Origin of the sequence: Limosilactobacillus sp. (assembly GCF_051873075.1) — a bacterium.
Taxonomy (GTDB): Bacteria; Bacillota; Bacilli; order Lactobacillales; family Lactobacillaceae; genus Limosilactobacillus.
Genome location: NZ_JBJEEM010000055.1, coordinates 24,371 through 36,055 on the forward strand (window position 1 = coordinate 24,371; position 11,685 = coordinate 36,055).

General features: G+C 54.4%; 9 protein-coding genes and 1 tRNA gene. All 10 read right to left on the minus strand.

Translation table 11 applies throughout. The features are described from left to right. Window positions 1–212 precede the first annotated feature (212 nt). The 10 genes from ACI31J_RS06280 to ACI31J_RS06325 all read right to left on the minus strand — a co-directional run bounded on the left by ACI31J_RS06280 (window position 213) and on the right by ACI31J_RS06325 (window position 11,566). Window positions 213–298: transfer RNA gene (locus ACI31J_RS06280), tRNA-Leu, on the minus strand. A 49-nt stretch (window positions 299–347) separates the two neighbouring features. After that, window positions 348–809: a SprT family protein gene (locus tag ACI31J_RS06285; RefSeq protein ID WP_439773579.1), complete on the minus strand. Its 462-nt coding sequence runs from the start codon at window positions 807–809 to the stop codon at window positions 348–350. Further along, window positions 802–2,979, minus strand: coding sequence for a Tex family protein (locus ACI31J_RS06290; protein WP_439773580.1), 2,178 nt, complete (start codon window positions 2,977–2,979; stop codon window positions 802–804). Before ACI31J_RS06290 ends, ACI31J_RS06285 begins: the two co-directional genes overlap by 8 nt. Window positions 2,980–2,994: 15 nt before the next feature. Then, on the minus strand, window positions 2,995–3,822 hold the full coding sequence (gene nadE, locus ACI31J_RS06295; RefSeq protein ID WP_439773581.1) for an ammonia-dependent NAD(+) synthetase: 828 nt from the start codon (window positions 3,820–3,822) through the stop codon (window positions 2,995–2,997). Window positions 3,823–3,828: 6 nt separating this feature from the next. Beyond that, window positions 3,829–5,301 (minus strand): nicotinate phosphoribosyltransferase, encoded by a 1,473-nt coding sequence (locus ACI31J_RS06300; protein WP_439773582.1) that lies wholly within the window; start codon window positions 5,299–5,301, stop codon window positions 3,829–3,831. Window positions 5,302–5,368: 67 nt separating this feature from the next. Next, entirely contained in the window at window positions 5,369–6,070 is a 702-nt protein-coding gene (locus ACI31J_RS06305; protein ID WP_439773583.1) for a GntR family transcriptional regulator, read from the minus strand. Window positions 6,071–6,231: 161 nt separating this feature from the next. Beyond that, window positions 6,232–6,945, minus strand: a complete 714-nt coding sequence (locus ACI31J_RS06310) for an aspartate/glutamate racemase family protein (protein WP_439773584.1) — start codon at window positions 6,943–6,945, stop codon at window positions 6,232–6,234. Window positions 6,946–6,971: 26 nt separating this feature from the next. Next, window positions 6,972–8,621 (minus strand): TrkA C-terminal domain-containing protein, encoded by a 1,650-nt coding sequence (locus ACI31J_RS06315; RefSeq protein ID WP_439773585.1) that lies wholly within the window; start codon window positions 8,619–8,621, stop codon window positions 6,972–6,974. Between the two features lie 220 nt (window positions 8,622–8,841). After that, entirely contained in the window at window positions 8,842–10,086 is a 1,245-nt protein-coding gene (locus tag ACI31J_RS06320; RefSeq protein WP_439773586.1) for a carboxylate--amine ligase, read from the minus strand. Between the two features lie 79 nt (window positions 10,087–10,165). Further along, window positions 10,166–11,566, minus strand: coding sequence for an MFS transporter (locus ACI31J_RS06325; protein WP_439773587.1), 1,401 nt, complete (start codon window positions 11,564–11,566; stop codon window positions 10,166–10,168). Window positions 11,567–11,685 lie beyond the last annotated feature (119 nt).

The window sequence follows — 11,685 nt, forward strand, 5'->3', positions numbered from 1 at the left end:
AAAGCAAATTCCGTCTTTAGTATAGCGCTTACAATATGTGGAAGACAAGGAAATCGTTGAATGTTCAATGAACCTTTAAGTATTAGACAATCAAAAGTCCCCGCTTGCTTGGTCAAGTGAGGACTTCCCTACATTATTTAAAATGCCGATATTGCACAATTAATTTTGTAAAAAAAGCACCAAGTCAATCGACTAGGTGCTTTAGTAATAAGTGCGGCCGAGAGGACTTGAACCTCCACGGTCATAATCGACCATAAGATCCTTAATCTTACGCGTCTGCCAGTTCCGCCACGGCCGCATAACTTATCAACAGAAATTATTATAGCAAACGCGTACCCCTTTGGCAACTACTTTTTCAAATTAATTAAATTAAAATGATTCCCGCACCGGCGGCAGACATAACGGGCCGTGTTAAACCGCCGTTGACGGGCAACCACCGCCCCACAGCCCTGGCACTGGTAAAGCCAGCGCGGCTTCTTCTGGCGGCGGGTCTTGCTGGTCGGCGGCGCATACCGGGACCCGCCCACTTGGGCCAGGAGCCTTTTGAAGGCCGGACTGCGGTGGCGGTAGTCCTGTCCAGTCAGGTGCAGGTGGTAGTGACACAGTTCGTGGAGAACGACCTTCTTCAGGTTTTCTTCATCAAATTCCGTGTACATCAGCGGGTTAATGTCGATATGGTGGTCAATGAGGTGGTAGCGGCCCCCCGTCGTCTTCAGGCGGCGATTAAAGACGACCTGGTGCAGAAAAGGCTGTTGAAAGTATTCCAACGACCATTTCTCTGTCAGCTTTTGAAGCTCTTGATTATTCATTATTAGTCTTCTTCGGGGCAACCATGGTCAGCTGGATCCGTTGCCGCTTGAGATCCACGTCGTCAATCCAAACGTCCACAATGTCCCCAACGGCCACGACCGTCCGCGGGTCCCGGACAAACTTCTTGCTCATCTTGGAAACGTGGACCAGGCCGTCGTGCTTAACCCCAATGTCGACAAAGGCCCCGAAGTCCACCACATTCCGGACCGTCCCCTGGAGCTTCATCCCCGGCTTCAAGTCATCGATGGTCACGACGTCATGCCGGAGCAGCGGGGTCGGCATGCTATCCCGGAGGTCGTGCCCCGGTTTTTCCAGCGAAGCGATAATGTCCTTAACTGTTGCCACCCCCGCTTTAGCAGTCATGTAATCGGCCGGGTTAACCTTAGCCAGCTGCTGCGTTGCCCTAGGAGTTCCCAAGTCAGCGATCGCGATCCCGGTGTCTGCCATGATCTTCGTGGCAATTCCATAGCTTTCCGGGTGTACATCCGTATTATCCAACGGGTTCTCCCCTGCCGGAATCCGCAAGAAGCCGACTGCCTGCTGGTACGACTTTGGTCCCAGGCGCGGAACCTTCTTCAATTGAATTCGGTTGGTATAGCGGCCATGCTCGTCACGGTAATGGACAATGTTGCGGGCGATCGTCATGTTGAGCCCTGAAATCTGGGCCAACAGCTGGTAACTCGCCGTGTTGAGGTTCACCCCAACACGGTTAACCGCCCGTTCAACCACGTCTTCGAGGGCGCTCCCCAGCTCCTTTTTCGGCAGGTCGTGCTGGTATTGGCCAACCCCGATGGCCTGCGGGTCGATCTTGACGAGTTCCGCCAGGGGATCCTGCAGCCGGCGCCCAATGCTGATGGCACTCCGCTGTTCAACGTGCAGGTCCGGGAACTCTTCCCTGGCTTCCTCGCTGGCGGAGTAGACCGACGCCCCGGCCTCATTGACGATCACGTAGTACACCGGTTGGGACAACTTCTTCAAGGCTGCCGCAACGAACCGCTCCGATTCCCGGCTGGCGGTTCCGTTACCGATCGCCACCATCTGGACCCCGTAGTCCTTAATCAGGCGCAGGAATTCCCCCTCCGCCTGCTTGCGCTTATTCTCCGGTGCGGGTTCATGCGGGTAGATGACGGCCTTGGTCAGGAACTTGCCATTTTCATCAAGAACTGCCAGCTTGCATCCGGTCCGGTAGGCGGGGTCAAAGCCCATCACGACCTTGCCCTTGATCGGCGCCTGCATCAGCAACTGGTAGAGGTTGTCACCAAAGACCTTGATGGCCTGTTCAGCTGCCCGGTCCGTCAATTGCCGGCGCAGTTCCCGCTCAATTGCCGGCGCCAAGAAACGCTTGTTAGCATCCTTGTAGGCCGCTTCAATGAAAGCCGTGGCTGCGTTCCGCTTATCGGTACGAATGAGCCGGAAACGCAGGTAGTTCAGCACTGCTGCCTCATCCACAGCGACCTTCACGCTGAGAACCCCCTCTTTTTCACCACGGTTGATTGCCATAATCTGGTAGGAGCTCAGGTCCTTGATTGCAGAAGCAAAATCGTAGTACTGCTTATAGGTCCCCAGTTCGTCCTTCTCTTCACCGTTACGCTTCAGTTTGACGACCAGCTGTCCGTGATTGGCAGTGTAGCTCCGTAGCCAGCCACGAACCGTTGCCATCTCGCTGATCGCCTCTGCCAAGATCTCATGCGCGCCAGCAAGTGCTGCCGCTTCGTCTGGTACGTCCGCGTTGACGTACTTGTTGGCTTCCAGGGTCAAGTCACCGTCCGGATAGGTCAACAGCCAGTTGGCAAGTGGCGCCAGGCCGGCTGCCCGGGCCTTCTGCGCCTTTGTCTGCCGCTTCTGCTTGTACGGCAGGTAAAGGTCCTCCACCGTCTGGAGGTCGGTAGCCGCTTGAAGCTGTTTCTCCAAGTCAGGAGTCAGTTTTCCCTGTTCCTTGATCTTGTTGATGACGGTCTCCTGCCGCTCCAGCAGGCTGGTGACATGACGGTACCGGTCCCTGACCGCCTGCAGTTGCACCTCATCCAGGGTTCCCGTGGCTTCCTTTCGATAACGGGCAATGAAGGGGATCGTGTTCCCCTCGTCCATCAGCTTGAGGGCCGCCTTAATCTGGTGCTGCTTAATATCAGGCAGCTGTTGACTAACTAGGTGCAGTGTCTTTTCGTCCATAAATCCTCCGTTTAGTTACTTCCACCAAGTATCCAATGGGGTGATCGGCTGGTGGCGCTTGTGCCGCGTCTTCTTGTACCAGTCCTCGATCTTTTCAGCCGCCTTGTCAGCGACCGCATGCCCCTCAAGGTAGTTGTCAATATCTTCGTAGCAAACCCCCAGAGCAGCCTCGTCAGCCCGCATCGGCTTGTCATCCTCCAGGTCGGCGGTTGGTGTCTTCTCGTACAGGTTGGCTGGGGCCTGAAGGTACTTCAGCAACGCCTTCCCCTGCCGCTTGTCCAGACCGGACAATGGCGTGATGTCAGCCCCACCATCACCAAACTTGGTGTAAAAACCAGTGACGGCCTCCGCGGCGTGGTCCGTCCCAACGACGGCGCCCCGGTACTGGCCGGCAATGGCGTACTGGACAATCATCCGCTCCCGGGCCTTGATGTTGCCCTTGTTGAAGTCGCTGATGTCCGCCCCCGCCTCTTCCAGGGACTTCACCATGGCGTCCGTGGCCGGCTTGATGTTAACCCGCATCGTCTTGTCGGGCTTGATGAAGTCGTTGATGGCCTCCATCGCGTCAGACTCGTCCGCCTGGGTCCCGTATGGCAGCCGCACGGCAATGAATTGGTAGTCATCATCACTGGTTTCTTGGCGCCGCTGGTCAACCGCCAGTTGGCAGAGCCGCCCGGCTAAGGTTGAGTCCTGACCGCCGGAGATCCCCAGCACCAGGGTCTTCATCCCCGTCTTCTGCATGAAGTCGTGGATGAACTTAACCCGCTTGGCGACTTCTTCTTCAGGGTCAACGTTAGGGCTGACCTTCAAATCATCAATAATCTGTTCCTGCATCTTGCGCATTGCTAATTACTCCTTATGACCGAGTGTCTTGACGTACTCGTGAATATGGTGAATCATCTGTAGCTTGTTGTCATAGCACTTCTGTGAAAGATCGACCGGGTAAACCTCGGGGTTTAAGTCCCGCTTGTATTCGTCCCAGAGGCCATCCAGGCTGGCGGTTCGGTGGTCGCGAATCTCTTCGAGGCTTGGCTCGTCATAGACATACTCGCCGTCCTTCCAGATGTCCTTCAGCATCGGCCGGGCGATAAAGTCGCTGACGTCCTTTTGCTGGAGCGGGAAGTTCGGGTTAAACATGTTCAGCGAGTCCACATTGCGAGGGTCCTCATCGGCAAGCGTGATGTAGTCCCCCTCACTCTTGCCGTCCGCCCGGTCATTGATCCGCCAGACCTGCTTCTTGCCGGGAGTCGACATCTTGGCCACGTTGTTCGACAGCTTGATGGTGTCGACCATCTGGCCGTTTTCGTCTTCAACTTCCACCAGCTTGTAGACTGCGCCCAAAGTTGGCTGGTCGTAGGCGGTGATCAGCTTGGTGCCGACCCCCCAGACGTCGATCTTGGCGTCCTGCATCTTTAAGTTCTGGATGGTCTTCTCATCAAGCCCGTTGGAGGCGATAATCTTTGCGTCCGGAAAACCGGCATCATCCAGCATCTTCCGGACCTTCTTGGACAGGTAGGCCATGTCACCGCTGTCGATCCGGACCCCGATGAAGTTGATCTTGTCGCCGAACTCCTTAGCCACCCGGATGGCGGTCGGGACCCCGCTCTTCAGCGTGTCAAAGGTATCAACCAGGAAGATACAGTCATGGTGGGTTTGGGCATAGGCCTTGAAGGCGTCATAGTCATTCCGGTAGGCCTGCACCAGGGCGTGGGCATGAGTCCCAGAGATCGGAATTCCGAAGAGCTTGCCGGCCCGGACGTTGCTGGTGGCGTTAAAACCGCCGATGTAGGCGGCCCGGGTTCCCCAGATGGCAGCATCCAGTTCCTGGGCCCGCCGGGAGCCAAATTCCATCACGCTCTGGTCACCGACAATCGCCTTGATCCGGGAGGCCTTCGTGGCCACCATGATCTGGTAGTTGAGGATGTTCAAGACGGCGGTCTCGATCAGCTGGCCCTCAATGATCGGGGCGTCAACCTGGAAGATTGGTTCGTGGTTGAAAACAAAGTCCCCTTCCTCGAAACTGCGGATCGAGCCGGTGAACTTGAAGTCGCGCAGGTACTCCAGGAAGTCGTCGTCAAACTGGTTGGTCGACTTGAGATAGTCAATGTCACTGTCCGTGAAGTGGAGCTGCTGGACGTAGCGGATGATGTGGTCGAGGCCGGCAAAGACGGCGTAACCATTCTGGAATGGCATTTTCCGGAAGAAAGCTTCAAAGACCGCCCGGCGGTTAGCCAGTCCCTGCTTCCAATACGTCTGCATCATACTTAATTCGTAAGCATCAGTATGCAGTGCCAAACTATCATCAGGATAATTGAATTTCATGAATGTTGATCCTCTCAAAATAAATAATAACGTTATTGTAGCACGAAATGTGATCAGGGTCTGGAAACTACTTCTCTAGTACAAACTCAAACCGCGAGCCGACGTACTGGGTATGAACATACTCAAACGGCCGCCCGTCTTGCAGGTACGACAGCTGGGTCATCCGCAGTAACGCGTCACCCCGCTTGATCTGCAGGTAGGTTGCGATCTTCTCCGTCGCCTTGGTAGCTGAGATCGCTTGGGTGGCGTGACCAGGATATAAGTGAGCCTTCTTCTCCAAAGTCCGGTAGAAGGAGCTGGTCACCTCGTTCTTACTGAAGTCCTCCACTAAAGCGGCCGGAACGGTCGCAATCTCATAGCAAAGCGGCACGTCATCCCCATAGCGGATCCGCTCCATCCGGAGAACCTTGGCTCCCGCAGGCAATTGGAGTTTCTCGATCTCCGTCTGCGATGGAATCGTCAAGTGGTAGGAAATCGTTTTGCTAGCGGCCCGCTTGCCAGATGCCTGCATCAGCTCGGTAAAGCTGGTCACCCCGGACATCTTCTCTTGAACCTTGCGATTGGCCACGAAGGTCCCCGAGCCGACCCGGCGCTCCAGGATTCCCTCATCGACCAGGGCCTGGATAGCCTGGCGCAGGGTCATCCGACTGACGTCAAAGCTGGCGGCCAGTTCCCGTTCAGCGGGAATCTTCTGGCCGACCTTCCACTTGCCACTCTCGATATTTTCGCGCAGTTGATTATGAATTTGAATATATACTGGTGATCCCATGTTCTCTTCTCCTAAAGCCAAATGTTACTCAATTGTTGATCCTATTTTAACACGATGTTAGTTATCTAGACCAATTATCCGTCCTCATTGACCAAATATGATAAATAAAAGCAGGATTTTGCCACCGGCCGCAATGACCAATCGTAAAATCCTGCTTTATTTTAATTATTCTTGCGCAATGCCAGACCCTTTTCCAATGACCGGTCGACAATGATCGACTGGGAATCAGCGACTGGGTACTTGGTCTCGGGATTCATTTCCTCAGCATAGGACAGCTCGGTGCAACCAAGGATAACGATATCGGCCCCTTCGTCTTCAATCATCCGCCGGACCAGCTCGTGGTACTTTTCGCCATCAGAGTGGCCGCTCTCCTTGATGTCATGGTAAATGAGGTCCTCGGTCAAATCGACGAGTTCCGGGGTCGGCTTGACCTCCTCATAACCGGCAGCCGTGATGTAGTGGTCGTAAAGTCCGGCCTCAATCGTGCCGCGCGTAGCCAGCAGGCCGACCTTCTTGGCATCCGGCTTGATCTGCTTGATCGCATTGACCGTCTCCTGGAGCATGTTCAGGATCGGAATATCAGTCGCCGCCTGCAGCTTATCAAAGGCGTAGTGGGCGGTGTTGCAGATTAAAACGAAGAAGGCCGGGTTGAGCTGGCTCTGCTGCTTGATGTCCTCAATTAGGTCCAGGTTGTAGTCTGGCTTGCTGTGGTCGAGGATCCAAGTGGTCCGGTCCGGGACCGTGGCGTGGTTAACCACGATGTAGTCCAAGTAATCCTGATCACGGTGAATCGGCGTCCGCTCATCAAGGAGCCGGACGTAGCTCTCGGTGGCCAATGTTCCCATCCCACCGAGGATTGTAAAGAATTGTTTCATAGCATTTTACCTTTCTTAGTCAACCATCATGACAATAAGGCCACGAAGATTGGTCCTAGTAGTGTGATTCCGATATTACCAACAACGAAGGCCGGTGTAAAGGCAGCTGCATAGTAGGCCCCACCCTCGGGCCCCGCCTTCTGGGAAATATCACTCATGGCTGCGGCGATCGTCCCGGAACCAGTCAACGCTCCCAAGAGGGCCAGGGGTTCCATCCGCAGGACATAGCGGCCAAACAGCAACGTCAACAGGTGCGGCGCAATCGAAATGATCGCACCAACGACCAGCACCCCAAAACCAAGGCTCTTGATTGCCCCGGTGAATGCCTGGGCTGACTGCAAGCCAACCGTGCCGACGAAAAGGGTCAGCCCGAAGCTCTGCAGAAAGTTCGTCACGGTGGTTGGAATAGACTTGTAGTCCCGGTGCCGATCGATCCAGGAGCTCAGGACCAGGCCCATGATCAGGGCCGCGGTCCCGTTCCCCAACTGCAGAGGAATACCATTTAATTTTAAGCCGATAATCCCCAAAAGGGAAGCCCCACCAATTCCCAGTGAGAACAGGACGTAGTTGATCGCCTGGTCGGTGGTGGCCCAACGACCGAGCTGGTGCAGGATGTGGGCTGTCCGTGAAGTGTTACCGGTCAAGGAGATGACGTCACCAGGACGGAGCTGGTTAATCAATTGCTCGTTCCCCGTGATCGGGTCCTGGATGTTGATAAAGACCCCGTGCTGACGCAGGATCGCCAGCTGAACCGGCTTAAAATTTTTACCGAGGACGAATTTACGTTCCTTTGGCGCGTTGGTCGGCGTCAAGACTTCCTTGATCCCCCGCACCTGGTGAAGACGGTCAAAGTGGATTGCATAGCCGATCACGGTTACCAAATCTCCCGGCTGGATCTGGTATTCGAGGTGGTCCGTCATCTCACGGCCGCGAAAGACGGCCAAGGCAATGAGGTGGTAGTCGGTCCACTTGTTGAAGTCGGCGATTGTCTTTCCCACCAGTGGTGAGTCTTCGGCAACCTGGTAGGTCCGCCGCCAGGTTGGGTTAGGGTTTTTAGCGTGGAAATGATACTTGCGTGCCATCGCCGGCCCCTGCTGCTCAATCTTAATCCCCATCATCTTAGGTGCCAGGTCCCGCAGGAAGATGATTACCCCCAGGGTCCCAAAGACATAGGTCAGAGCATAGGCAACGGGCAGCTGGGCCTCATAGGTCGCCTTGACCGCATGGCTGACCGGTAGGGAACCAATCGTCTGCAGCGAGCTGGCCACTGTCGCCGACTGGGTCAGTGAACCGGAGATGACCCCGGCCGCGATCCCCGGACCAATGTGGCAAAGGGTAAACAGGCCCCAGCCAACCAGGAAGACCGTGACCATCCAGAAAAGGCTGGCGATGATGATCCGCACCCCAAACAGACGCAGGCTGACCAGCAGTTGAGGACCGATCCGGTAGCCGACGGAGAACATGAAGGCCCCGAAAAAGATCGTGCCCAGCATCTCATCGCGGGGGAAGGCCCCAATCTGGCCGACGATCAGGGTAACGATCAATGTTCCCACCGTGGCCCCAATGTTGAACTTCCCCGCGATCTTATAGTTGCCGATCGCAAAGCCCAGGGCCATGCAGATAAATAGAGTAAAGACTTGATTATTCACCATGAAGTGAACGATTGTATCCATCATTAATTATCTCTTTTGTACTTTCTTTATGATTCAGTCACATTATCACATTGATAGTAAGCTAATTCAATCGAATCTATAACGAAGCTGAAAAAAAGCGCTAAAACGCTTCAAAGCGAAACGAGCCGGCGGTTTCCCGCGATTGCTGTATAAGAAGTCAAGAACAAGTGAGGGGCTGGGAAAACTACCGCTTTCCCAGCCCCATTCTTAGATTAAAATACGTCTACTTCTTTTCGACAAAGTACTTTTCAAAGTTCTTCTGGTAGTTGTGATTGATCCGCTTTTCCATCAGCCACCGCATCAGGTTCATGTCCTTATCGTAATGGAAGGTGGTCCCATAACGGCCTTCCTTGATCAGTTGTTCCGCCTGGTGCTTGATTTCGTTATCCTTGGCGTATTCGAGGAAGGTCTTCTTCCCGACCCCAAGCCAGAGCTTGTACTGCTTAGGATCCTGGTTGGCGTAGATTGTCTCCTGATCCTTGAGGTTATCAAAGATGTAATCTTCAACCGGGAACGTTGCCAGCTGGTGACCGTTCAAGGATGTGAAGAAGCTGGAGCGACCCTGCCGCGGATTCAAGTCAAAGACCTTGAACTGGCCGTCGCGACGATCATACTTCAGGTCAAAGTTCACGAAGCCGGTGAAGTTGACACTCTCCAAGAACTTCTTGATGTTCTGGTAGATCTGCTCATCATAGGCCGGCATAATTGCAACATAGTTACCGACGTTGGCCGGGTTGCAGTCTTCCAATAACGGGTGGCCAAGACTCATCAATTTGACCTCGTGGTTGCGGTCAACGTAACAATTGATCGTCCGCATGTTGCTGTCGTCACCGGGGATAAATTCCTGAAGAATCAGGTCGCCCTTGTACGGACTGTGCTCATAGATGATTTCCAGTACTTCTTGGAGACGCTTTTCATCATTAATGATGTAGGCCTTCTCGTAGCCTTCGAAATTCCCCTTGTGCCATTCAACCGCATCGGCCGCTTTCAGGGCGATCGGAAATTCAAACGGTGACTGGTAGTGCTTGTAGTCCGTCTCCGGGGTCAGGATATCAGTCTTCGGGTATGGCAGACCGTACTGTTCGCAGACTTGGTAGAATTCTTCCTTGTTGGTCAGCTTGGCCACTTCCTCGTAGTCGGCGTACGGACAGGCCATGTACTTGGACAGTTCCTTGCGGTGCTTGCTGACGAGCTCCGTGTAGTCATCCCCGCAACTAATCAGGACGACTTTCTTCCCCTGGGCAATGTACTGCTTAGCGGCATCAATCAAGACCTTGGTAAAGACGTCCGGGGCCTGCAGGTTCTCATTAAAGTGCAGGTCAACAATCTTGGAATACCGGGTCGGTGCCAACTCGTGTCGGGCATACAGGTGAGACTTCACCCCATACTTTTCATACATCGACCGGGCCATTCCATAGGCGTTAAAATCGCTTCCTAAAATCAGCGGAACAAATGGCTGTTCGCTCATTCTTGCTCACTCCTTAAAATTCAACACTGCTTATTACGAACCCCTATTTTACCATACTTCGCCGCCAATAAAGCCCCAATCATTTGCTCTTCTTAACCAGGCGGCGCTGCCAGCGGTAATTGGTAACGATCGCCACGACCACGAGCAGTGCCAGCATCGTCAACAGGAGATAGTCAATTTGGCCACCAACGAAGGTTCGTTGCGCCAACGAGCCCCCACTGCGTTGCTGGGTCAGGGCGATCACCGAGGCCAGCAAGCCGGTGCCCAGAGACCCGGCAAACTGCTGGACCATGTTAAAGATCGAGTTGACATCCGAGCTGTTACGCTGTTCGACCAGGACGGAAGCGTTGGAAATTGTGTTCCCAAAGGCAAAGTTGAACCCGGCCCGCAGGATGACGAAAAAGAGCATCATCCACCAAGCCGTCAGTTGGTGCTGGAAGACGGCAAAACACGTCGTCCCCGCCAGAAGAAGCACTCCGCCAAAGGTTACCGGGCGCGCAAAGCCCTGTTCATCAGCCAGCCGTCCCGCCAGCGGTGCCAAAAACGCCCCAAGGATTGACCCTGGCAAAAGGATCAGCCCGGCCACCGTCGCCGAAGTGTGGAGTACGTATTGGGCATAGAGCGGAATCACCAGGGAAATCCCGATGTTGATAAACTGGAGGCAAAAGTAGGTCAAGGTCGACAGCCGCAGGGGCTTAACCCGAAAGACGGTCAAATCAAACAGTTGGGCATACCCATGATTGTTGATGTAAATAAAGAGGCCAAAGCAAACGGCCGCTGCGAGCAGGAGCCCCCAGAACATTAGGCTAAAACCGCCCTTCCCGATCGTCGAGCAGGCGTAAACGACGGCAAACAGGGCCAGCGCCAGCGAGATCAGGCTCCCATAGCTGAACGCCTGATCGTTGCCGAGCGGTCGATTACGGATGTAGAGCTGCCCAACCACTAGGCTGATCACGGCCAGCGGCAGGAGCAGCCAGAAGATCATCCGCCAGGAGAAGGTCTCGGAGATAAAGCCCCCATAGGTTGGCCCGAGCGCCGGAGCAAACGAGATTACCATCCCCGCCAGACCGGTCATCGCGCCCAGTTGCTCCCGCGGGATCTCGGTGAAGATCAAGTGAAAAAGAATCGGCGTCGCCAGGCCCGTAGCCACAGACTGAATCAGTCGACCGACCAGGAGCATTGGGAAGTTGACCGCCATGGCACTCAGGACATCCCCGACGATAAAGGCGGTCACGGCAACCAGGTGCAGCCGCTGGGCCGTGAACTGTCGCAACAGGTAGGCAGTAGTCCCCATCGTAATCGTCACCATCAGCAGATAACCCGTGGTGATCCATTGGACGACATCCAGCGAGACGTGAAAGAGGCCGGCCAGCTCCGGGTAGGTGACGTTCATCGAGGTCTCGTTTAGGATCCCAATGAAGGTCATCAACGCAATCGCCCCAAGGGCGGCGTAGATATGTTGTGGTTTGCTTTGCTTCAAAAAAACTCCTCCTTATATACAAAAAGGGTGCCCGGTGATTTTGCTCCACCATAGCACCCTACGCTTTTCTCTAATAACGGCTTAATTATACCAAAGCTGGTCCACAATTTCATACTAAA

Coding starts and splice junctions, on each gene's coding strand:
- ACI31J_RS06285 (WP_439773579.1), bottom strand. CDS start 809: ATGAATAATCAAGAGCTTCAAAAGCTGACAGAGAAATGGTCGTTGGAA.
- ACI31J_RS06290 (WP_439773580.1), bottom strand. CDS start 2,979: ATGGACGAAAAGACACTGCACCTAGTTAGTCAACAGCTGCCTGATATT.
- nadE (WP_439773581.1), bottom strand. CDS start 3,822: ATGCGCAAGATGCAGGAACAGATTATTGATGATTTGAAGGTCAGCCCT.
- ACI31J_RS06300 (WP_439773582.1), bottom strand. CDS start 5,301: ATGAAATTCAATTATCCTGATGATAGTTTGGCACTGCATACTGATGCT.
- ACI31J_RS06305 (WP_439773583.1), bottom strand. CDS start 6,070: ATGGGATCACCAGTATATATTCAAATTCATAATCAACTGCGCGAAAAT.
- ACI31J_RS06310 (WP_439773584.1), bottom strand. CDS start 6,945: ATGAAACAATTCTTTACAATCCTCGGTGGGATGGGAACATTGGCCACC.
- ACI31J_RS06315 (WP_439773585.1), bottom strand. CDS start 8,621: ATGATGGATACAATCGTTCACTTCATGGTGAATAATCAAGTCTTTACT.
- ACI31J_RS06320 (WP_439773586.1), bottom strand. CDS start 10,086: ATGAGCGAACAGCCATTTGTTCCGCTGATTTTAGGAAGCGATTTTAAC.